This is a genomic window from Streptomyces sp. NPDC003635, assembly GCF_053587635.1.
Genome location: NZ_JBSFOK010000024.1, coordinates 65857 through 86828 on the forward strand (window position 1 = coordinate 65857; position 20972 = coordinate 86828).

At 72.5% G+C, this 20972-nt stretch carries 18 protein-coding genes; 12 read left to right on the forward strand and 6 right to left on the reverse strand.

Annotated features, from left to right (window positions below):
• Positions 1-99 precede the first annotated feature (99 nt).
• The 3 genes from ACWDRW_RS22705 (at position 100) to ACWDRW_RS22715 (ending at position 4052) form a co-directional block, all read left to right on the forward strand.
• Positions 100-1419 carry a DUF692 domain-containing protein gene (locus tag ACWDRW_RS22705; protein ID WP_451725730.1) on the forward strand — a complete coding sequence of 440 codons (1320 nt, stop codon included), beginning with the start codon at positions 100-102 and terminating at the stop codon, positions 1417-1419.
• Positions 1420-1523: 104 nt separating this feature from the next.
• Positions 1524-2297 (forward strand): TIGR04222 domain-containing membrane protein, encoded by a 774-nt coding sequence (locus tag ACWDRW_RS22710; protein WP_451725732.1) that lies wholly within the window; start codon positions 1524-1526, stop codon positions 2295-2297.
• A 117-nt stretch (positions 2298-2414) separates the two neighbouring features.
• Positions 2415-4052: an alpha/beta hydrolase gene (locus ACWDRW_RS22715; RefSeq protein WP_451725734.1), complete on the forward strand. Its 1638-nt coding sequence runs from the start codon at positions 2415-2417 to the stop codon at positions 4050-4052.
• On the opposite strand, the gene hemQ is transcribed toward ACWDRW_RS22715, so the two are convergent.
• Together hemQ and hemG are read right to left on the reverse strand one after the other, a co-directional pair.
• Positions 4001-4732, reverse strand: coding sequence for a hydrogen peroxide-dependent heme synthase (gene hemQ, locus ACWDRW_RS22720; protein WP_451725736.1), 732 nt, complete (start codon positions 4730-4732; stop codon positions 4001-4003). The genes ACWDRW_RS22715 and hemQ overlap by 52 nt on opposite strands.
• A gap of 5 nt (positions 4733-4737) precedes the next feature.
• Positions 4738-6195 carry a protoporphyrinogen oxidase gene (gene hemG, locus ACWDRW_RS22725; RefSeq protein ID WP_451725738.1) on the reverse strand — a complete coding sequence of 486 codons (1458 nt, stop codon included), beginning with the start codon at positions 6193-6195 and terminating at the stop codon, positions 4738-4740.
• A 184-nt stretch (positions 6196-6379) separates the two neighbouring features.
• On the opposite strand from hemG, the gene ACWDRW_RS22730 reads away from it, so the two are divergent.
• Together ACWDRW_RS22730 and ACWDRW_RS22735 are read left to right on the forward strand one after the other, a co-directional pair.
• Positions 6380-7288 carry a DUF4349 domain-containing protein gene (locus tag ACWDRW_RS22730; RefSeq protein ID WP_451725740.1) on the forward strand — a complete coding sequence of 303 codons (909 nt, stop codon included), beginning with the start codon at positions 6380-6382 and terminating at the stop codon, positions 7286-7288.
• A 38-nt stretch (positions 7289-7326) separates the two neighbouring features.
• Positions 7327-8721, forward strand: a complete 1395-nt coding sequence (locus tag ACWDRW_RS22735) for an FAD-dependent oxidoreductase (protein ID WP_451725742.1) — start codon at positions 7327-7329, stop codon at positions 8719-8721.
• 63 nt (positions 8722-8784) lie between these two features.
• Here the strand turns inward: ACWDRW_RS22735 and ACWDRW_RS22740 are convergent, their stop codons facing one another.
• Complete coding sequence (locus ACWDRW_RS22740; RefSeq protein WP_451725744.1) at positions 8785-9105, reverse strand: hypothetical protein; 321 nt, start codon at positions 9103-9105, stop codon at positions 8785-8787.
• A gap of 108 nt (positions 9106-9213) precedes the next feature.
• Between ACWDRW_RS22740 and ACWDRW_RS22745 the strand changes: the two genes are divergently transcribed.
• Positions 9214-10035, forward strand: coding sequence for a rhomboid family intramembrane serine protease (locus ACWDRW_RS22745; RefSeq protein WP_451725746.1), 822 nt, complete (start codon positions 9214-9216; stop codon positions 10033-10035).
• A 1-nt stretch (position 10036) separates the two neighbouring features.
• Here ACWDRW_RS22745 and hemE read toward each other — a convergent pair whose 3' ends face one another.
• On the reverse strand, positions 10037-11092 hold the full coding sequence (gene hemE / locus ACWDRW_RS22750; protein WP_451725748.1) for a uroporphyrinogen decarboxylase: 1056 nt from the start codon (positions 11090-11092) through the stop codon (positions 10037-10039).
• 109 nt (positions 11093-11201) lie between these two features.
• On the opposite strand from hemE, the gene ACWDRW_RS22755 reads away from it, so the two are divergent.
• The 5 genes from ACWDRW_RS22755 (at position 11202) to ACWDRW_RS22775 (ending at position 18012) form a co-directional block, all read left to right on the forward strand.
• A complete protein-coding gene (locus ACWDRW_RS22755; protein ID WP_451725750.1) occupies positions 11202-11873 on the forward strand; it encodes a DUF3000 domain-containing protein in 672 nt (223 codons plus the stop codon).
• 257 nt (positions 11874-12130) lie between these two features.
• Positions 12131-12793 carry a response regulator transcription factor gene (locus tag ACWDRW_RS22760; protein ID WP_030687574.1) on the forward strand — a complete coding sequence of 221 codons (663 nt, stop codon included), beginning with the start codon at positions 12131-12133 and terminating at the stop codon, positions 12791-12793.
• Between the two features lie 195 nt (positions 12794-12988).
• Complete coding sequence (locus ACWDRW_RS22765; RefSeq protein WP_451725752.1) at positions 12989-14290, forward strand: ribonuclease D; 1302 nt, start codon at positions 12989-12991, stop codon at positions 14288-14290.
• 378 nt (positions 14291-14668) lie between these two features.
• A complete protein-coding gene (locus tag ACWDRW_RS22770; protein ID WP_451725754.1) occupies positions 14669-15886 on the forward strand; it encodes a thiolase family protein in 1218 nt (405 codons plus the stop codon).
• Positions 15883-18012 carry a 3-hydroxyacyl-CoA dehydrogenase NAD-binding domain-containing protein gene (locus ACWDRW_RS22775; RefSeq protein WP_451725755.1) on the forward strand — a complete coding sequence of 710 codons (2130 nt, stop codon included), beginning with the start codon at positions 15883-15885 and terminating at the stop codon, positions 18010-18012. Before ACWDRW_RS22770 ends, ACWDRW_RS22775 begins: the two co-directional genes overlap by 4 nt.
• Before the next feature lie 57 nt (positions 18013-18069).
• Here ACWDRW_RS22775 and ACWDRW_RS22780 read toward each other — a convergent pair whose 3' ends face one another.
• A complete protein-coding gene (locus ACWDRW_RS22780) occupies positions 18070-19083 on the reverse strand; it encodes a hypothetical protein (RefSeq protein WP_451725757.1) in 1014 nt (337 codons plus the stop codon).
• Positions 19084-19134: 51 nt separating this feature from the next.
• Here ACWDRW_RS22780 and ACWDRW_RS22785 point away from each other — a divergent pair, with 51 nt between their 5' ends.
• Complete coding sequence (locus ACWDRW_RS22785; protein WP_451725759.1) at positions 19135-19503, forward strand: NTP pyrophosphohydrolase; 369 nt, start codon at positions 19135-19137, stop codon at positions 19501-19503.
• 2 nt (positions 19504-19505) lie between these two features.
• On the opposite strand, the gene ACWDRW_RS22790 is transcribed toward ACWDRW_RS22785, so the two are convergent.
• Positions 19506-20930 carry an ArnT family glycosyltransferase gene (locus tag ACWDRW_RS22790; RefSeq protein WP_451725761.1) on the reverse strand — a complete coding sequence of 475 codons (1425 nt, stop codon included), beginning with the start codon at positions 20928-20930 and terminating at the stop codon, positions 19506-19508.
• Positions 20931-20972 lie beyond the last annotated feature (42 nt).

Sequence of the window (20972 nt, forward strand, 5' to 3'; positions counted from 1 at the left end):
GGGCAACCTCAAATGTTGCTCTGAGACCCCGTCCTGGGGGATTCACCGGCCTCGGTCACGGCCATACCCCCTCCACGCGCGTGAAGGAGGGGGACGAGCATGAGGCGACTGGGTACGGGGATCGGGTGGCGGCCGGAGATCGCGGACGCCGTGGAGCGGATGCCGGGCATCGACTGGGTCGAGGTGGTCGCCGAGAACGTGTGTCCCGGGCACCTGCCCGAGTCGCTGCTGCGGCTGCGCGAGCGCGGGGTCACCGTCGTCCCGCACGGCGTCTCGCTCGGGCTCGGCGGCGCGGACCGGCCCGACGAGGCCCGCCTGACCGCCCTCGCCGAGCGGGCCGAGGCGCTGGGCTCGCCGCTGGTCACCGAGCACATCGCCTTCGTACGGGCGGGCGGCCCGCTCACCGCCTCCCCGCGCCTGGAGGCGGGTCATCTACTGCCGGTGCCGCGCACCCGGGACGCCCTCGCCGTGCTGTGCGAGAACGTCCGGATCGCCCAGGACGCGCTGCCCGTCCCGCTCGCGGTCGAGAACATCGCCGCACTGATCTCCTGGCCGGGTGAGGAGATGACCGAGGGGCAGTTCCTCTACGACCTCGCAGACCGTACCGGCGTACGGCTGCTCATCGACGTCGCCAACCTGCACACCAACCACGTCAACCGGGGCGAGGATCCCGCCGCGGCGCTCGCCGAACTCCCCCTGGAGGCCCTCGCGTACGTCCATGTCGCGGGCGGTTTCGAGCGGGACGGCGTCTGGCACGACAGCCACGCCCACCCGGTCCCGCGCCCTGTTCTGGACATCCTGACCGACCTCGCCTCCCGGATCGCACCGCCCGGCGTCCTGCTGGAGCGCGACGAGAACTTCCCGGAACCGGCCGAACTGGAGCGGGAACTGGCGGACATCCGGGCGGCCGTCGACAAGGGCGGCGCCCCCCGAGACGCCGCGCACCCCGCACCAGCCACCGCTGCCGCACCGGCTCCCCCTGCCGGACCCGCCACTCCTGCCGAACCGGCCTCCCCGGCCGCCCGGGACCGTCTCGCCCTCGCCCAGACCGCGCTGCTCTCCGCACTGGTCGCCGGGACGCCCGTGCCCGAGGGCTTCGACCGCACCCGCCTCGGCGTGCAGGCGCGGGCGCTCGCGGGGAAGCGGGCGGACGTGGTGGCGAAGGTCGCGCCCGAACTGCCCGTGATCCTCGGCCCGAAGTACCGTCCGACCTTCCTCGCCTACGCCCAGCGCACCCCGATGACCAGCGGCTATCGACGCGACGCGCTCCACTTCGCCGGACAACTGCTGGATGGGGAAGGGGCGTTGGACGCCACGGTCCGCGAGGACCTGCGGGTGTGGTGGCTGGACCGCTCGGGCCCGGCCCCGCGTTCGCCCTCGCGGCTGGCGCGGATACGGCGCTCCCTGAGCCGCCGGTGACCCAGAGGCCCGCGATGAACCGGAACGTCACATACCCGCAACGCTGCGTCCGTATCGTGAATAAGGCATGGCGTTCAAACGAGCCTTTGGCATAGAAACACGGCATGTTCTGGGTCCTTCTCCTGCTGCTGGCCTGGGCCGTCGCCGGCACCGCCTGCACCCGGCTGTGCCTGGCCGCCGTCCACGCGGCGGCCGCGGACGTGAACGCGGGCCGCGAACACGATCTGACGCTGTACGAGGCCGCGTTCCTGTCGGGTGGCCCCCGGCGGGTCGCCGACCTGACCCTGGTCTCCATGGCCCGCCAGCGGCGCCTGCTGCTCGCGCACACGGGCTGGGCGACGGTGGTCGACCCGCGCGGCCGGGACGACATCGAACGCTCCGTCATAGGCGCCATCGGGCCCGAGGGTCAGTCCCGGATAGCCCCGGTGCGGGACGCCGCCGCGGGTGCCGAAGCCGTGGGGAGCCTGGCGGAACGGCTCGTGCGGGCGGGCCTCGCGGTGCCCGACGGAGCCCGCACCGGCATCGCGGCGGCGGTCCGCCAGGTGCAGTTCGCGGCGGCGGCCGTCCTCGCGCTCGGCGCGACCGCGCTGCTCATGCCGGGCGCCGCCGACATGCCCCGCCACCTGGTCGCCCTCTGGTTCGGGCTGCCGCTCACACTCACCCTGAGCTGCCTGGCCATCGCGCGCGTCGAGATCCACCCGTACTCGCGCTGGGCCTCCCCCGCCGGACAGCGGCTGTTGGGCACCCTCGCCCGGCACACGGGCGGCGCGGACGACCGGACGTATCTCACCACGGTCGCCGTACGCGGCGTCCGCGCGATCGGCGAGCCGGATCTGCGGGCGGCCTTCGAGCACCGCGATTCCCTCAGGCGCGGCTGACGCGCCAGGGGGCGCACAGGGGGCATTGGCGCCGACACCGGCCGCGCGGTGCTTGCCTTCGCCGACCCACGAACGAAACATCCCTTTTGTTGCGTCCGCGCACCGAAGGGACACGCGATGAGAGCCCCCGCCCTCTACTCGGCCGCCGGGTCGTTGCTCCTGACCACCCTCACGGCCGGCCCGGCCGGTGGCGCGGAGGCCGTCCCCGGTCTCGCCGAACTGCGCGGCACGGCGGTGGCCGCCGCGCGCGCGAAGGCAGCCGGCGTCGACTTCGGCTCCTGCGCCGAGGGACAGGACATGCCGGGCGGCTTCCAGTGCGGCACGGTGAGCGTTCCGCTCGACTACGCCGAGCCGCACGGCAAGCAGATCAGACTGACGGTCAGCCGGGTGCGGGCCACCCACAAGGACCCGCACAACAGCAAGCGCCGGGTGCCGCGGCAGGGCTCCCTCGTCTTCAACCCGGGCGGTCCCGGCGCCTCGGGCCTGTACTTCCCGCTGATCGGTCTGATGCCCGAGTGGAAGCGCCTCGGGGCGGCCTACGACCTCGTCGGCTACGACCCGCGTGGGGTGGGCCGCAGCGCGCCCCTGTCGTGCCAGGACCCCAGGAAGTTCTTCAAGGGCCCCTCGCCCGCCCCCACGCACCCCTCGGAGACGTACAAGCGCGAACGCGTCGCGCAGGCCAAGGCGTACGCGCGCGGCTGCGCCCAGCGGTCCGGCAGCGCGCTGCGGCACTACCACTCCCTCAACAACGCCCGTGACCTGGACGTGCTGCGGGCCGCGCTGGGCGAGGAGAAGCTGACGTTCATGGGCGCGTCGTACGGCACGTACTACGGCGCCCTGTACGCGTCCCTCTTCCCCTCGCACGTCCGGCGCATGGTGTTCGACGCGGCGGTGAACCCGGATCCGGAACAGGTCTGGTACCGCAACAACCTCGACCAGTCGGCGGCGTTCGAGGACCGCTGGGCGGACCTGCGGGAGTGGATCGCCCGGCACCACGCGGTGTACGGCCTCGGAAACACCCCGGCGAAGGTGCTGCGCAGCTATGAGCGGGCGAGCGCCCGGCTCGCCGCTCAACCGGCGGGCGGGACGGTGGGACCCGGGCAGTTGCAGGGGGTGTTCCTCCAGGCCGCGTACTACGACGACTACTGGCCGCACCGTGCCGAGGCCCTGTCGGCGTATCTGAAGGGCGATCCGCAACCGCTGATCGACATCGCGTCGCCGGTGACGGAGGCGGCCGTCGAGGCGGAGAACAGCAAGGCGGTCTACACGGCCGTCGAGTGCAACGACGCGCCCTGGCCGACCGAGTGGAGGGTGTGGGACCGGGACAACACCCGGCTCGCGCGAGTGGCGCCGTTCGAGACCTGGGACAACGTGTGGACGAACCTGCCCTGCGCGTTCTGGCCCGCGCCGCGTCAGCGGCCTCTCGACGTCCGGACGGGGCCGGGTGAGCTGCCGCCCACGCTGATCCTGGCCGCCGAGTGGGATGCCGCGGCGCCCTACGACGGGGCGCTGGAGCTGCGCCGACGGTTGTCGGACTCGGTGCTGGTGACCGAGCGGGACGCGGGGACGCACGGGATCGCGGGCGGGCCCAACAAGTGCGTCAACGCCTATGTGGACGCATATCTGCTGGAGGGGCGGCTGCCGGTGCGGCGCGCCGCGTGCGCGCCGCGTCCGGAGCCGCGTCCCGCCCAGGACGAGGGTGCTCAGGCCAGGTCGGCGACCAGGTCGCTGACCGACTTCCGGCGGCCCGTGTAGAACGGGACCTCCTCGCGCACGTGCATCCGCGCCTCCGACGCCCGCAGGTGGCGCATGAGGTCGACGATGCGGTACAGCTCGTCCGCCTCGAAGGCGAGGATCCACTCGTAGTCGCCCAGCGAGAACGAGGCGACCGTGTTGGCGCGGACGTCGGGGTAGCCGCGGGCCATCTTGCCGTGGTCGGCGAGCATGCGGCGGCGGTCCTCGTCGGGCAGCAGGTACCAGTCGTAGGAGCGCACGAAGGGGTAGACGCTGACGTAGTCGCGGGGCGTCTCGTCGGCGAGGAACGCCGGGATGTGCGAGCGGTTGAACTCGGCGGGGCGGTGCAGCGCCATGTTCGACCAGACCGGCTCCAGCGCGCGGCCCAGCCGGGTGCGGCGGAAGAGGTTGTACGCCTCCTGCAGCTGGTCGCTGGTCTCGGCGTGCCACCAGATCATGACGTCGGCGTCGGCGCGCAGCCCGGACACGTCGTACGTGCCGCGGATCGTCACGTCCTTGGCGGCGAGCTGGTCGAACAGCTCCTGGACCTCGTCGGCGTAGCCCGCGCGGTCCTCGGGGAGCGCGTCCTTCAGCCTGAAGACGGACCAGAGGGTGTAGCGGATGACCTCGTTGAGGTCCTTGGCCAGCTTGCCCTTGTTCGGGATCCTGCCGGACTCGGTGGTGGGGGCGTCGTCACTCATGTCCCTTATTCTCCTGCTCCTCCGTGCAGACTCTGCACCGGGTGGGCGGTGAGCTCCCGCGCTGCGCGCAGGTCACCGTGGATCTGGTCGACGGCCGCGTACGCGCTCGCGACACAGGCCGGGATGCCGACGCCGTCGTAGGCGGCCCCGCACACGGCCAGTCCGGGGACGCGGTCGACGTGGTCGCGGATGCGGGCCACGCGCGCGTGATGGCCGACGGGGTACTGGGGCAGGCCGTCGGTCCAGCGGGTGACCCGGCTCTCGACGGGGGTGGCGTCCAGGCCGGTCGCGGCCTTCAGGTCGTGCCGGGAGACCTCGACGAGGCCCGCGTCGTCCCGCTGGAGGATCTCCGTCTCGCCGTACCGCCCGACCGAGGTGCGCAGGACGAGCAGGTCCGGGTTCTCCTCGGCGATCCAGCCCCACTTCTGGGAGGCGAAGGTCGAGGCCTTGATGGTGCGGCCGTCGACCGGCGGCACCAGGAAGCCGCTGCCCTCGGGGAGGGCGAGGTCGGCGCGGCGGTAGGCGAGGGTGACCAGGGCCATGGAGGCGTATTCGACGACGGACAGCTCGGCCGCGGCGGCCGGGGCCTCGGCGCGCAGCAGCTCGGCGGCGGCCGGGGCGGGGAGCGCGACGATCACGGCGTCCGCGTGCAGCGTCCGGTCGCCGGTGCCGACCCGCCAGCCCTCGCGGTCGCGGCGCAGCTCCGTGACCCGCGCGCCCCTGACGATCTCGCCGCCCCGGGCCCGCACCGACTCCGCGACCGCGAGCGGGAGCGTGCCGATGCCGCCCTCGATGCCCATGAACACCGGGCCGGTCTGCTGAGCCGTCGCGGCCCTGGCCTGGATCTCGCGGACCGCCTCGGTCAGGGAGTCGTGGGTTCGAGCGGCCTGGAAGAGTTGCGGGACGGCCGAGCGCATGGAGATGCGGTAGGCGTCGCCCGCGTACACCCCGCCCAGCAGCGGCTCGACCAGGCGGTCGACGACCTCGCGGCCGAGGCGTTCGGCGACGTAGGCCCCGACCGCCACGTCGTCGCCGATCTCGGTGCGGGGCAGTTCGGCGTCGCGCCCGATCCGGGTGAGGCCCTCGTCGGAGAGCACCCCGGCCAGCGCGGCGGCGGTGCCGGGCACGCCCATGACGTGGCCCTTGGGCATGGGGCGCAGGGCGCCTCGGGTCCACAGGGAGGCACTGGCGGTGGCGGGCGGCTGGAGGCGGTCGGCGAGACCGACTTCGCGGGCCAGACCGACGGCCTCGGGACGGCGGGCCAGCATCGACTCGGCGCCGAGGTCCACGCGGACGCCCGCGATCTCGCCGGGCAGCAGCTTGCCGCCGATCCGGTCGGCGGCCTCCAGCACGGTCACGCGTCTGCCCTCGCCCACCAGCCGGTGGGCCGCCGCGAGGCCGGCGATCCCGCCGCCGATGACGACGACCTGTCCCTGTTCCGCTGGAGTGTCCGCTGCGTGCATGATCCCACTCTCTCAAACCCCACCGACCGTCCCGCCAGGGCCGTTGGGCCCCAAGGCGCCACGCCCGTGTGCCCGGCCCGAGTCCCGACCGTGACCGCATCGGAACCGGACGGGCCCAACGTCCGGGACGCCTCCGGCGTCGAAGGAGCATCAAGTCGTCACGACCCTCGGGGGGTTACGCCTCATGCGATCACGACGTTCCGTTCGACCCGTCCATGCCGTCGCCGGTCTCCTGCTGGCCGCGGCCCTCGCCCTCACCGGGTGCAGCGGGGCCTCCGACTCCGGTGGCGACGCCGCGGGCAGCAAGGAGGCCGGCATGTCCCAGCAGGACGGCGCCGCGGCCGCGGACTCCGGCAGCTCCGGCGCGAAGGCGGACGCGCCGCCCAAGGTCACCGCGAGCCACATCATCCGCACCGCCTCGCTGACCGTGCAGGTCAAGGACGTGCCGAAGGCTCTCGACGAGGCCCGCACGACCGCCGAGACCGCGGGCGGCTTCGTCGGCAACGAGACGACGACCCGGGACGGCAGGGGCAACGAACGCACCCGTGTCGTCCTGCGCGTGCCCGTCGACTCCTACGCGGACGTCCTCGCCGACCTGGAGGGCACCGGCAAGCTGATCGACCGCACCGCCAAGGCGCAGGACGTCACCGAGCAGGTCGTCGACGTGGAGAGCCGGATCAAGTCGCAACGGGCCAGCGTGGCCCGGATCCGGGAGCTGATGGACCAGGCCACCAAGCTGAGCGACGTGGTGACGCTGGAGGGCGAGCTGAGCACCCGCCAGGCCGACCTGGAGTCACTGCTCGCCCAGCAGGCCTCCCTGAAGGACCGCACGAGCCTCGCCACCATCACCCTGTCGCTGTCCGAGACACCGGTGAAGAAGGCGGTGGCCGAGGACGACGACCCGGGTGTCGTGGACGCGCTGACGGGCGGCTGGGACGCCTTCGTGACGATGCTGCGGTGGATCGTCATGGCGGTCGCGGCGGTGCTGCCGTTCGCCGTGGGCGCGGCCCTGGTCTTCGTGCTCTGGTGGTGGCTGGTCCGCCCGCGCGGGCCCCGCCGCGCACCGGAACCGAGCGGGCGCGAGGAGGGCTGACGCGAGCCTGAAATGATCGGCACCCGTAGCGTGTTCGCATGAACATGAGCCTTGGGCGGGGTACGAGGGAACGGCTGGTCGTGATCGGTGGCGACGCCGCGGGGATGTCCGCGGCGTCGCAGGCGCGGCGGCTGAGGAGCGCCGGGGAACTGGAGATCGTGGCCTTCGAACGTGGCCACTTCTCCTCCTACTCGGCGTGCGGCATCCCCTACTGGGTCGGCGGCGAGGTCCGGGAGCGGGACGACTTGATCGCCCGTACGCCCGAGGAGCACCGCGCGCGGGACATCGATCTGCGCATGCGCACCGAGGTCACGGAGATCGACGTGGCGGGCCAGCGGGTACGCGCGCGTGACGTCGATTCCGGGGCCGAGTCCTGGACGTCGTACGACAAACTCGTGATCGCCACCGGTGCCCGCCCGATCCGGCCCGACATGCCGGGCGCCGACGCGCCGGGGGTGCACGGGGTGCAGACCCTCGACGACGGGCAGGCGCTGCTCGACACGCTGGAACGCACGCGTGGCCGCCGCGCGGTCGTGGTCGGCGCCGGTTACATCGGCGTGGAGATGGCCGAGGCGCTCATCAACCGCGGCTACGAGGTGACCGTCGTCAACCGCGGCAAGGAGCCGATGTCGACGCTCGACCCGGACATGGGCCGGCTGGTGCACGAGGCCATGACCGGCCTCGGCATCACCATGGTCGACGACGCCGAGGTCACCAAGATCCTCACCGGGGACGACGGCAGGGTCCGGGCGGTGGCGACGGAGGACGCCGAGTACCCGGCGGACGTCGTCGTGCTCGGCATCGGGGTCCGCCCGGAGACGGCGCTGGCGCGGGCGGCGGGCCTGCCGCTCGGCAAGTACCAGGGACTGCTCACGGACCTCGCGATGCGGGTGCGCGGCCACGAGAACATCTGGGCGGGCGGCGACTGCGTGGAGGTCCTCGACCTGGTCTCGGGCCGGGAGCGGTACATCGCCCTCGGCACCCACGCCAACAAGCACGGCCAGGTCATCGGCACCAACGCCGGCGGCGGCTACGCCACGTTCCCCGGGGTCGTCGGCACCGCGGTCAGCAAGGTCTGCGACCTGGAGATCGCCCGCACCGGCCTGCGCGAGAAGGACGCGCGCCGGGCGGGCCTGCAGTTCGTCACCGCCACCGTCGAGTCGACCAGCCGGGCCGGTTACTACCCCGGCGCCGGCCTGATGACGGTCAAGATCCTCGCCGAGCGTCGCACCGGACGGCTGCTGGGCGTGCAGATCGTGGGCCGGGAGGGCGCGGCGAAGCGCGTGGACGTCGCCGCCGTGGCCCTCACCGCGGGCATGACGGTGGAACAGATGACGTCCCTGGACCTCGGCTACGCCCCGCCGTTCAGCCCGGTGTGGGACCCCGTGCTGGTGGCGGCCCGCAAGGCCACGAAGGCCGTCGCGGGCTCGTGACCGTCGCGGGCTCGTGACCGTCGCGGGCTCGTCGGCGCCGGGGCTCAAGACCGTCGGGGGTTCCTAGGCCGTCCCGCTGATCCTCGGCAGCGAGGCCACGGAGGCGCTCGGCTGGGCGGCGGCCACCGACTGCTCCCCGGCGCCCGACCCCGACGCCGACCCCGTTCCCGTCCCGGGCCTGGCGTGGGCGGCCGAGGTCCGCACGGTCCGCAGCCGGTGGCTCACCGCCTCGTCCAGCGTCACCGGACGTCCCGCCTGCGCGGCGAGCCGCCCGGCCTCCTGACCCAGCCGTGCGACGTCCTCCCACGGCAGCCGCACCACCACGGAGAGCTCCGCCTCACCATCAGGCAGCGCGTGCATCGAAGGAGCAACTCGATCGTTCATCGCCCGTCCTCACGTAGACCCGGTTGTCGACCCGGCTGAGAAGCCATACGCGCGCGGGCACACCGGTGTTCACCGATTCCCCGACCCCATCCGGGGAAGAAGGAAATCGTGGTCATACCCGTCCATGACGTGAACCCCGTACGCGGTACTCCCTGGGTGACGTACGGCCTGATCGCCGCGAACGTCCTCGTCTTCCTCGCCATGCCGGGCACGTTCACGGTGCCCGGGGCGAGCCGTCTGGCCCAGACCTGTGAACTGCACGCCTTCCTGGACCACTACGCGGCGGTGCCGCGGGAGTTGATCCACGACCAGCTGCCCCGCCTGGTGCCGACCGGCGACGTCGCGGTCGGGCCGCAGGGTCCCGGCTGTGTCATCGGCGAGCCGGGCTACGACAAGTCGCCCGTGCTGTCGGTCTTCACGGCGATGTTCCTGCACGGCGGCTGGCTGCACCTGCTCGGCAACATGCTCTTCCTGATGATCTTCGGCAACAACATCGAGGACCGCATGGGCCATGTGCGGTTCTTCCTCTTCTACGTCGTCTGCGGCTACGCGGCCGGTTACGGCTTCGCGCTGCTCAACGACGGCTCCGGGGACCCGCTGATCGGCGCCTCGGGGGCCGTCGCCGGGGTGCTGGGCGCCTATCTGGTGCTGTATCCGAAGGCCAGGGTGTGGGTCCTGGTGCCCTTCCTGATCTTCCTGCCGCTCCGGCTGCCGGCCTGGCTGGTGCTGGGCTTCTGGTTCGGGCTGCAGGCGGTGTACTCGTCCGGCGAGGGCGTCTCCGACGCCGGGACCGTGGCGTACACGGCGCATGTCGTGGGCTTCCTCGCGGGCATGCTGCTCGCCTGGCCGCTGAAGCCCGGCACACCACCGCCGCCGGAGCCGCGCGGCCTGCTCTTCGGCAGACGGGCCCGGCCCCGGGAGACGTGGTGAGTCAGCGCGCGGTGCGGGTGTGGACGTACTCCACGAGCCGGGTCAGCGCGTCCGGGTCCGTGTTCGGCATGACGCCGTGGCCGAGGTTGAAGACATGGCCCTCGAGGCCCGCCGCCGCGTCCAGGACCTCCTGCGTCCTGGTCTCGACCGCCTCCGTGGTGGAGAACAGCACGGTCGGGTCGAGGTTGCCCTGGAGTGCCTTGCCGGGGCCGACCCGGCGGGCGGCCTCGTCGAGCGGGACGCGCCAGTCGACGCCGACGACGTCCGCGCCGGCCTCGCCCATCAGGCCGAGCAGTTCGCCGGTGCCGACGCCGAAGTGGATGCGCGGGACGCCGTAGCCCTCGACCGCCTTGAAGACCTTCGCCGAGGCGGGCATCACCGAGCGGCGGTAGTCGGCCGGGGCGAGCGCGCCGACCCAGGAGTCGAAGAGCTGGACCGCGGAGGCGCCGGCCTCGATCTGGACCTTCAGGAAGCCGGCCGTGATGTCCGCGAGCCGGTCGAGCAGCTCGGCCCACAGCTCGGGGTCGCCGTACATCATCGCCTTGGCGTTCTCGTACGTCCGCGACGGACCGCCCTCGACGAGGTAGCTCGCGAGGGTGAAAGGCGCGCCCGCGAAACCGATCAGCGGGGTGGAGCCGAGCTCGCGGGTGAGCAGGCCGATGGCCTCGGTGACGTAGGAGACGTCCTCGGGCGTGAGGTCGCGCAGCCGCGCCAGGTCGGCGCGGGTGCGGATCGGGTTCTCGACGACCGGGCCGACTCCGGGCTTGATGTCGAGGTCGATGCCGATGGCCTTGAGCGGGACGACGATGTCACTGAAGTAGATCGCCGCGTCCACGTCGTGCCGACGCACGGGCTGGAGGGTGATCTCGGTGACCAGCTCGGGGCGCATGCACGACTCGAGCATCGGGATGCCCTCGCGCACCTTGCGGTACTCCGGCAGGGACCGGCCGGCCTGCCGCATGAACCACACGGGAGTGTGCGGCACGGGCTCGCGGCGGCAGGCCTTGAGGAAGGCGGAGTCGTGCGTGGCGGTCGGCGTCGTCTCGTGTGCACTCACGCGGAAAGTCTCGCACGGCGGCGCGGGTGCGCCGTTCCCACCCGGGCCGGGCTGAACAGAGCGGGTGTCTAGGCCAGCGCGGCGGCTCCGTTCCCCTTAACCTTCCCGCATGGCTGCGGCTCAGGGACGACTGTCGGACGGCACTGGTGGGATGGACGACGCGAAGGACGAGGACGGGGAGGGAAGCGGGTCGGGTGTTCCGCCGGCTTTCCAGGCCGCGGTCCAAGCCCTGCGCGGCAGCCGGCTGAGGCCGCAGATCGAGGTGGAGGCCACCCGCCCGCCGCAGCGGCTCGCCCCGCACGCGTACGCGCTGGAGGCGACCGTGCTCGACGGCGACCAGGACCTGGCCGACGGCCGGCTGGTGCTGCTGCACGACCCGGCCGGGCACGACGCCTGGCGCGGCACGTTCCGGCTGGTGACGCTGGTGCGGGCGGAGCTGGAGCCGGAGATGGCGGCGGACCCGCTGCTGCCGGAGGTGTGCTGGTCGTGGCTGACCGGCGCGCTCCAGGCCCGCGGACTGACGTACGGAGAGCCGAGCGGCACCGTCACGCGCGCGAGTTCGCACTACTTCGGCGGTCTGTCCGAACGCCCCTCGGCCTCACAGATCGAGATCCGCGCGTCCTGGACCCCGCGCGAGGGCCTGGGCGGCGTACCGGACACCGCGGGGCATCTGGCGGCGTGGGCGGACCTGCTCGCGCAGATCGCGGGACTGCCGCCGGCGGGCCCGGGCGACGCGGCGGTGGTAACGCTGCCGCAGCGCCGCGGACCGCAGTCGCGCTAGGGGCACGGCCGACCGTCACAAGTACGACGAGTGAAAGGGCTCGTGCACGGGAAGCGATCGGCATGTATTTGTCGATACGGCCACTTTCAGTCACGAGCAGTCACTCGAACGAACCGATTCGTTCACCGAACGATCGACCGTACGTCCGAATTGCCCCAATTGTTACTCACTAGATCGTGATCATTCTCTAAAGGATGCCGGGTTCGGTGCCGAAGACGTCTGTGACCTTCAAAGCCGTCCCGCCCCCAGGAGGCCTGGTGTCCGTTCTCCTCGAGCAGCCCGCAAGCCTGGTCGCCTACCGCCCGAACAAGCCGACCGCCATGGTGGTCGTGGCCGATCCCCGCGTCCGCTCCACCGTCACCCGCCACCTGTGGGCGCTCGGTGTGCGCGACGTCATCGAGGCCTCGTCCATCGCGGAGGCCCGTCCCCGTATCGGCAACCCCCGCGACATCTGCGTCGCCGACGTCCACCTGCCCGACGGCTCCGGCCTGACCCTGCTGTCGGAGACCCGCGCCGCGGGCTGGCCCAACGGCCTCGCCCTCTCCGCCGCCGACGACATCGGCGCCGTCCGCAACGCCCTCGCCGGGGGCGTGAAGGGCTACGTCGTCACCGGCACCCGCACCAACGTCGGGCTCCCCACCCGGCCCGGTGCCGCCCCCATCGGTTCCGCCGCGGCGCGTATGCACCGCCGCCCCCCGGGTGCCCCGAGCCACCCGGGCGGCTACCGCGAACTGTCCGGCCGTGAGGTCGAGGTGCTGCGGCTGGTGGCGGAGGGCCAGTCGAACAAGGCCATCGGCGTCTCGATGGGCCTGTCCGCACTGACCGTCAAGAGCCACCTCGCCCGCATCGCCCGCAAGCTCGGCACGGGAGACCGCGCCGGCATGGTCGCCGTGGCCCTGCGCACCGGCATCATCCACTGACCCGAGCCTTCGTCCCTGCCCCCGAGCCCCCGCCCTTCACGGACGTGAACGGATCGGCCGCTGGTCCGCCCCGTCCCCGCCCCCGTCCGTCGTGAGCCGGACGATTCACTTACCTGACTGGTTTACGACCCCAAGGCGCCCGTCGACGGAACGTTCCGTCGACGGGCGCTGTCCATACACGGATACCCTTGACAGGTGACCGACGCCCAAGAGACCGCAGCAGACAGCTCACTGCGAACCACCGGAGGCGCCCCTCCGGACGACGGCGGATCGTCTGTTACGGGGGCGCCGGACGTTTCGAGCCCTGAACCGACCCCTTTGCTCGAACCGCGTGAGGGCATTCCGCCCGTGATCGCCGACGAGGAGTCCCTCGCCCGGGTGATCGCCGCCTTCGCGGCCGGCTCCGGACCCGTCGCCGTCGACGCCGAACGGGCGTCCGGCTACCGCTACGGACAGCGCGCCTATCTGGTGCAGCTGCGGCGGCAGGGGGCGGGCACCGCGCTGATCGACCCCGTGGCCTGTCCCGAGCTGTCCGGCCTCGGCGAGGCGCTCGCCGACGCGGAGTGGGTGCTGCACGCCGCCACCCAGGACCTGCCCTGCCTCAGGGAAATAGGCATGGTGCCGACGCGGCTGTTCGACACCGAGCTGGCCGGGCGCCTCGCCGGGTTCCCCCGGGTCGGGCTCGGCGCGATGGTCGAGAGCGTCCTCGGGTTCGTCCTGGAGAAGGGGCACTCCGCCGTCGACTGGTCCACCCGCCCGCTGCCCGAGCCGTGGCTGCGCTACGCCGCGCTCGACGTCGAGCTGCTGGTCGATCTGCGCGACGCGCTGGAGAAGGAGCTGGACCGGCAGGGCAAGCTGGAGTGGGCCCGGCAGGAGTTCGACGCGATCGCCTCGGCCCCGCCCGCCGAACCCCGCAAGGATCCCTGGCGACGGACCTCCGGGATGCACAAGGTGCGCCGGCGCCGACAGCTCGGTGTCGTCCGGGAGCTGTGGGAGGCCCGGGACCGCATCGCCCAGCGGCGGGACGTCTCTCCGGGCAAGGTGCTCTCCGACGCGGCCATCGTCGAGGCCGCGCTCGCCCTTCCGGCGAACGTGCACGCCCTGGCCGCCCTGAACGGCTTCGGCCACCGCATGGGCCGGCGTCAGCTGGAGCAGTGGCAGGCCGCCGTGGACCGGGCCAAGATGCTCTCCGAGTCGCAGTTGCCGCAGCCGGGGCAGCCGGTGACGGGGCCGCCGCCCCCGCGGGCCTGGGCCGACAAGGATCCGGCGGCGGCGGCACGGCTCTCCGCGGCCCGGGCCGGAATCTCCGCGCTCGCCGAGCGGCTCACCATGCCCCAGGAGAATCTGATCACTCCGGACACCGTGCGGCGGGTGTGCTGGGAGCCGCCCCAGGAGGTGGACGCCGAGACGGTGGGCGCCGCCCTCGCGGCACACGGCGCCCGGCCGTGGCAGGTGGAGCAGGTGACGCCCGTCCTGGTGGCCGCGCTGTCCGCCTGACCGGCGGCGGCTGCGGCTGCGGCTGCGGCTGCGGCTGCGGCTGAACCGCCGCAGGAACGGAAAAGGGCGCGCGTCGGCGGGACCACCAGGACCGCTCCTGCCGGGATAAGAACGTCGAGATCACGCCAAGGTCCTGCCGGAGGTGAGGGAGCGGCCCGCCGCAGTGGAGCAGGGCGCCGGACCGCCCGGGAGGTGCAATGACCCCCGGGCACACGGAGATCCGTCACGGCCGCCCGCGCGCCGCCCACGGTGTGACCTTCGCCGCTTGGATCCGTGGGGCTGGGCAGCTACGTTACTCATAAGTAGCATGGTCGTAAGCGCGCGCTCAGTGCATGCGTGCCGCAGCAGTGCAGTCCCGCACCCTGGAGGAGAGCCATCGTGCCTCGTACCGTCAGGGACGTCGTCTTCGTCGACGGCGTCCGCACCCCGTTCGGCAAGGCGGGCCCGAAGGGCATCTACCACGAGACCCGCGCCGACGACCTCGTCGTGAAGGCGATCCGGGAGCTGCTGCGCCGCAACCCCGGTCTGGAGCCCGCCAAGATCGACGAGGTCGCCATCGCCGCGACCACGCAGATCGGCGACCAGGGTCTGACCATCGGCCGCACCGCGGGCATCCTCGCCGGTCTGCCGCAGTCCGTGCCCGGTTACTCCATCGACCGGATGTGCGCCGGCGCGCTGACCGCCGTCACGTCCGTCGCCGGTTCCGTGGCCTTCGGCGCGTACGACGTCGCCATCGCCGGCGGTGTCGAGCACATGGGCCGCCACCCGATGGGCGAGGGCGTCGACCCGAACCCGCGGTTCGTCAGCGAGAAGCTGGTCGACGAGTCGGCGCTGTTCATGGGCATGACCGCCGAGAACCTGCACGACCGCTACCCGACGATCACCAAGCAGCGCGCCGACGAGTACGCCGTGCGCTCGCAGGAGAAGGCCGCCAAGGCCTACGCCAACGGCAAGATCCAGGCCGACCTGGTCCCGGTCTCGGTGCGCCGCACCAACCCCGAGGCCGGCGAGACCGGTTGGGGCCTGGTCACGGCCGACGAGCCGATGCGCCCGGGGACCACGCTGGAGAACCTGGCCGGTCTGAAGACCCCGTTCCGCGTCCACGGCCGGGTCACCGCCGGAAACGCGGCCGGTCTGAACGACGGCGCCACCGCCTCACTCATCGCCTCCGAGGACTTCGCCCGCGAGCACGGCCTCCCGGTGAAGATGCGCCTCGTCTCCTACTCCTTCGCGGGTGTGGAGCCGGAGGTCATGGGCTACGGCCCGATCCCGGCCACGGAGAAGGCGCTCGCCCAGGCGGGCCTGACCATCGACGACATCGGCCTGTTCGAGATCAACGAGGCCTTCGCCGTGCAGGTGCTCGCGTTCCTGGAGCACTACGGCATCGCCGACGACGACGCCCGCGTCAACCAGTACGGCGGCGCCATCGCCTTCGGTCACCCGCTGGCCTCGTCGGGCGTGCGTCTCATGACGCAGCTGGCCCGTCAGTTCGAGGAGCAGCCTCAGGTCCGCTACGGCCTGACCACCATGTGCGTCGGCTTCGGCATGGGCGCGACGGTCATCTGGGAGAACCCGCACTTCGAGGGGGACAAGTGAGCACCACCGCTGAGCTTTTGAAGGGTGCGGCCGAGCTGTTCCCCGACGAGGTCGTGACGTCCGCGCACGTACGCCACCTCGACCTGCCGTTCGGCGCCGGGCGCTTCGCGCTCATCACGCTGGACAACGGCTTCGACCACACCAAGCCGACCACCTTCGGCCCGGCCTCGCTGGCGAACCTCAACGCCGCCATCGACCAGGTCGAGAAGGAGGCCGCGGACGGCGACATCGTCGGCGTCGGCGTCACCGGCAAGCCGTTCATCTTCGCCGTCGGCGCGGACCTGAAGGGCGTCGAGCTCCTCAAGGAGCACAAGGACGCGCTGGCCATCGGCAAGGGCGGTCACGAGGTCTTCAAGCGCCTCGCGGGCCTCGCGGTGCCGACCTTCGCGTACTACAACGGCGCCGCGATGGGTGGCGGCGTCGAGGTCGGTCTGCACTGCCGCTACCGGACCGTCTCCGCCGCGCTCCCGGCGTTCTCGCTCCCCGAGGTCTTCCTCGGCCTGGTGCCCGGCTGGGGCGGCTGCACGATCCTGCCGAACCTGATCGGCGCCGAGAAGGCCGTCTCGGTGATCATCGAGAACAGCCTCAACCAGAACAAGCAGCTCAAGGGCTCGCAGGTCTACGAGCTCGGCATCGCCGACGCGATCTTCGAGGGGGCCGACTTCCTGGAGCAGTCGCTCCTGTGGACGGCGTCCGTCCTCAAGGGCGAGATCGTCGTCGAGCGCCCGGCGATCGACCGTGGTGAGGCCTGGGACCAGGCCGTCGCCAAGGGCCGCTTCATCGCCGACTCCAAGGTGCACGGCGCCGCCCCGGCCGCCTACCGCGCCCTGGACATCATCGCCGCCGCCAAGAACGGCGACCTCCAGCAGGGATTCGACGCCGAGGACGTGGCGCTCGCCGACCTGATCATGGGTGGCGAACTGCGCGCCGGCATCTACGCGTTCAACCTGGTGCAGAAGCGCGGCAAGCGTCCCGCGGGCGCCCCGGACAAGAACCTGGCCCGCCCGGTCACCAAGGTCGGTGTCGTCGGCGCCGGTCTGATGGCCTCCCAGCTCGCGCTGCTCTTCCTTCGCCGCCTCGAGGTGCCGGTCGTGCTGACCGACATCGACCAGGAGCGCGTCGACAAGGGTGTGGGTTACGTCCACGCCGAGATCGAGAAGCTGCTCGGCAAGGGCCGTATCAACCAGGACAAGGCCAACCGTCTGAAGGCCCTGGTCACCGGTGTGCTGGACAAGGCCGAGGGCTTCGCGGACGCGGACTTCATCATCGAGGCCGTGTTCGAGGAGATCGGTGTCAAGCAGCAGGTGTTCGCAGAGGTCGAGGCGGTCGCCCCGGCGCACGCGATCCTCGCGACGAACACCTCCTCGCTGTCGGTGTCGGAGATGGCGTCGAAGCTTCAGCACCCCGAGCGGGTCGTGGGCTTCCACTTCTTCAACCCGGTGGCCGTCCTCCCGCTCCTCGAGATCGTCCGCGGCGAGAAGACGGACGACGCCTCGCTGGCCACGGCCTTCGCCGTCGCCAAGAAGCTGAAGAAGACCGCGGTCCTCACCAAGGACGCCCCGGCGTTCGTCGTGAACCGCATCCTCACCCGCTTCATGGGCGAGATCCAGAACGTCATCGACGAGGGCACCCCGGTCGAGGTCGCCGAGAAGGCCATCGAGCCGCTCGGTCTGCCGATGTCCCCGCTGGTGCTGCTGGAGCTGGTCGGTCCCGCGATCGGTCTGCACGTCTCGGAGACCCTCAACCGGGCCTTCCCGGACCGCTTCACGGTCTCCCCGAACCTCGCGGCCGTCGTCAAGGCGGGCAAGCGCGGCTTCTACGTCTACGACTCCGGCAAGCCGGAGCTGGACCCCGAGGTCGCCGCGCTCCTGAAGCAGGGCGACGTCGTCCTGACCGAGGAGCAGGTCCGCGACCGCGTCCTCGACGCGGTGGCCCAGGAGATCGGGCTCATGCTCGACGAGGGCGTCGTCGCCGAGGCCCAGGACATCGACCTCTGCCTGATCACGGGCGCCGGCTGGCCCTTCCACCTGGGCGGCATCACGCCGTACCTGGACCGCGAGGGTGTCTCCGAGCGCGTGAACGGCAAGAAGTTCCTGGCCCCGGGCGTGGCGTCGGTTCCGGCGTAACGTCTCCTGCGGCTGTGAAGAGGGCCTCCGCCTCGGCGGGGGCCCTCTTCCCGTTGCTCAGACGGTCTGCCAGGCCGCCAGCGCGAGTCCCGGTTCGTCCTTCTGGCGGGCCAGGCGCAGAACGCCGTCCGGGGTGAGGCTGGCGGCCACCACCCGGCCCTCGGCGTCCTCCGCCACGGCGACCCGGGTGCCCACCGGCAGCACCGGTCCCGACTCCGTCCACCACAGTCCCGCCGACTCCTGTTCCGTCGGATACGCGGCGAACGCCACGCGGCCGGAGGAGGAGCGCTGGGCGAGCAGGGTGCAGTCGTGGCCGCCCAGGACGCAGCGGACCGCGGAGACCGGTCCCGGGCCCGCGACGGCGATGAGCGGGATCGGGTCGGCGTCCGGACGCCAGGCGTGCAGCATGCCGTCGGGGTCCGCGTAGAACAGGGTCGTGTGCTCCTTGGAGGTGGACAGCGCGCTGAGCGTCCCCGGGGCGACGTCGGCGGTCAGCGGGTCGGCCGCCGCCGGACGGGCGCCGGGTTCCTGCTGGAGCCAGCGCAGGACCCCGGTGGGGCCGACGGCGTACACCTCGACCAGGCCCGACTCCGCGGTGACGGCGACGAGTTCCTCGCCGACCTTGGAGCCCTTCAGGTCGTGCCAGGTGTTCCAGCCGCCCCGCTCCTTCTGGTTGATGGTGTGGACGCCCCTGCCCCGATTGCGTACGAAGAGGTACACGCGGCCCTCGGCGTCGACGGCGACGGCCGGGGTGCCGGTGCGCTCTCCCGTCTTGTTGGGGTGGCCGATGGGGATCCAGTCCAGCGCCGCGAGCAGCGGGCGGAAGTGGGTGGAGTGCACCAGGCCGGATTCACCTGAACGGGTGGGCCGCCAGGCGACCAGTTGGGCGTAGCCGTCGGCGCCCTGGCCCAGGGCGAAGCCCGCCTGGACCTTCTGGTCACCGCCCACTCGGCGGGGAGCGTCCCAGCCGCCGCCGGGGATGTGTTCCGCACGGCACAGGACGGCGTCCTGGGTGTGCCAGTAGACGCTGAGGCGGCCGTCTCGGCCGCGTATGAGCCAGTCGCCGTTCACCGGATCACTTTAAACGGGGGCGTGCCGGGCAGCGCGTGCGACCCTGGGCCCATGGAGGCTCCTTTGCTGGTGATCGTCGACGCCGCGAACGTCGTCGGGTCGGTGCCCGACGGGTGGTGGCGGGACCGGCGGGGGGCGGCGGAGCGCCTGCGGGACCGGCTGGCCGCGGACGGCGTCCCGGGGCGGGCGGGGCCGGTCGAGATCGTGCTCGTCGTGGAGGGCGCGGCTCGTGGGGTCCCTTCGGTGGCGGGCGTACGCGTGGAGTCCGCGCCGGGCAGCGGCGACGACCACATGGTCCGGCTGGTCGCCGACCGGCCGGACGGACGTGCCTGCCTGGTGGTGACGGCGGACCGGGAACTGCGGCGGCGCGTGACGGAGTTGGGCGCGGAGGTGACGGGACCGCGGACGGTACGGCCATGAGGTCAGGCCCGTTTGTGGAGCACGGCTCCGTCCACCGTCGCCACTTCCTCGTACCGCTCCAGCAGTCGCCGTAGCGTGCGGATGCGGTCCGGGGCGTACGGCTTGCCGCGGGAGTCGTCGACGATCAGGGCCGGGGGGTCGGCCAGTTCGGTGCGGAAGGTGGTCCAGGCGCCCGCCATGCCGTGGCGCTCCCCCACCCGCGGGCCGTTCCGGCCGCCGCTGTAGTTCGTCAGGAGGCCCGCCGTCAGGTATCGGGTCGCCGGGGTGCGGTCGGCGAGCCAGTACGTCTCCGGGTGTATCCCCCACAGCAGGATCCGGTCCCCCGGAGCCGTGTGCTCGGTGATCGCCCGTGCCAGGCGCTGGGCGTGGGTCAGTTCCGGGCGGGGGGCGAGCAGGCCCCAGGTCAGGAACAGGGCGCAGGCGCAGGCCGAGGCCACCACCGCACCCCGGGCCTGGGCGCCGCGCAGGGCCGCCGTCGCCAACAGGGCCAGCGGGGGTGTCAGTTGCAGGTAGTAGTGGCCGAAGAAGTGGAAGCCGAGCGCCACGGCCCCGGCCGACGAGACCAGCCACAGCACGACGTCCGCCGTCCCGGCACGCCGGCTGCGCACGGCCCGTGCGACCGCCGGGAGCAGGCCCGCGCAGGCCACCGTCAGGATCGCCGTGTTCGTCAGCGCCCGGGCCAGGACGTGGAGTTCGGACCCCGTGAAGGATGCGTACGCCCCCGACCCGGTGACCGTCCAGAACAGGAAGCCGCCCGGAGTCGTCAGCACCGCCGCCGTCAGCACCGGCGCCGCCGCGCCCACCCCCAGCCGCAGCAACCCGCCCCAGGAGGCGCCGCACAGCCACAGCACCGGAACCAGCACCGCCCCGCCGGTCTGCTTGGCGAGGAACGCGCAGCCGACCGCCGTACCGGCCGCGGCCCAGCGCCGCCGGTCCGCGCACCACATCGCGGCCGCCGTGCAGGGGAGCATGAAGACCTCGAAGGTGGCCGCCTGCGCGTCCTCGGGGTTGAGGCCGACGGAGATCAGCAGGTACAGCACCCCGGCCGTGCGGCCCGCCGGGTCTCCCCAGCGGCGGCGGGCCAGGGAGGCGAGCAGGACCGCCGTCAGCAACTGGGCCAGCACCGCCAGCACCCGCACCGACGTCAGCGAGTCCGAGCCGGCCAGCGCGAACGCGCCCTGGTACAGCCACGGCACGAGCGGCGGCTTGCGGTCCACGACCGTCGCGTACAGCTCCCCACCGGCCGCCAGCATCCGGGCCTGTACGGCGAGATAGCCCTCGTCGGGGTTCCACAGGGGCCGGGTGAAGGACGGGACGCGCGTCACGCAGGCCAGCAGCGCGAGGACGGGCACCAGACGGCTCCAGTAGCCGTGGCCCGCTCGCCGCGCGGACACGGAGCGTTGCGGGGCGAAGGGCTCGGCGTGCATGGAAGTGCACGCTATCCGGCCCCGCAGTCCCTATCGAAGCGG

Coding starts and splice junctions, on each gene's coding strand:
- ACWDRW_RS22705 (WP_451725730.1), top strand. CDS start 100: ATGAGGCGACTGGGTACGGGGATCGGGTGGCGGCCGGAGATCGCGGAC.
- ACWDRW_RS22710 (WP_451725732.1), top strand. CDS start 1,524: ATGTTCTGGGTCCTTCTCCTGCTGCTGGCCTGGGCCGTCGCCGGCACC.
- ACWDRW_RS22715 (WP_451725734.1), top strand. CDS start 2,415: ATGAGAGCCCCCGCCCTCTACTCGGCCGCCGGGTCGTTGCTCCTGACC.
- hemQ (WP_451725736.1), bottom strand. CDS start 4,732: ATGAGTGACGACGCCCCCACCACCGAGTCCGGCAGGATCCCGAACAAG.
- hemG (WP_451725738.1), bottom strand. CDS start 6,195: ATGCACGCAGCGGACACTCCAGCGGAACAGGGACAGGTCGTCGTCATC.
- ACWDRW_RS22730 (WP_451725740.1), top strand. CDS start 6,380: ATGCGATCACGACGTTCCGTTCGACCCGTCCATGCCGTCGCCGGTCTC.
- ACWDRW_RS22735 (WP_451725742.1), top strand. CDS start 7,327: ATGAACATGAGCCTTGGGCGGGGTACGAGGGAACGGCTGGTCGTGATC.
- ACWDRW_RS22740 (WP_451725744.1), bottom strand. CDS start 9,105: ATGAACGATCGAGTTGCTCCTTCGATGCACGCGCTGCCTGATGGTGAG.
- ACWDRW_RS22755 (WP_451725750.1), top strand. CDS start 11,202: ATGGCTGCGGCTCAGGGACGACTGTCGGACGGCACTGGTGGGATGGAC.
- ACWDRW_RS22785 (WP_451725759.1), top strand. CDS start 19,135: ATGGAGGCTCCTTTGCTGGTGATCGTCGACGCCGCGAACGTCGTCGGG.
- ACWDRW_RS22790 (WP_451725761.1), bottom strand. CDS start 20,930: ATGCACGCCGAGCCCTTCGCCCCGCAACGCTCCGTGTCCGCGCGGCGA.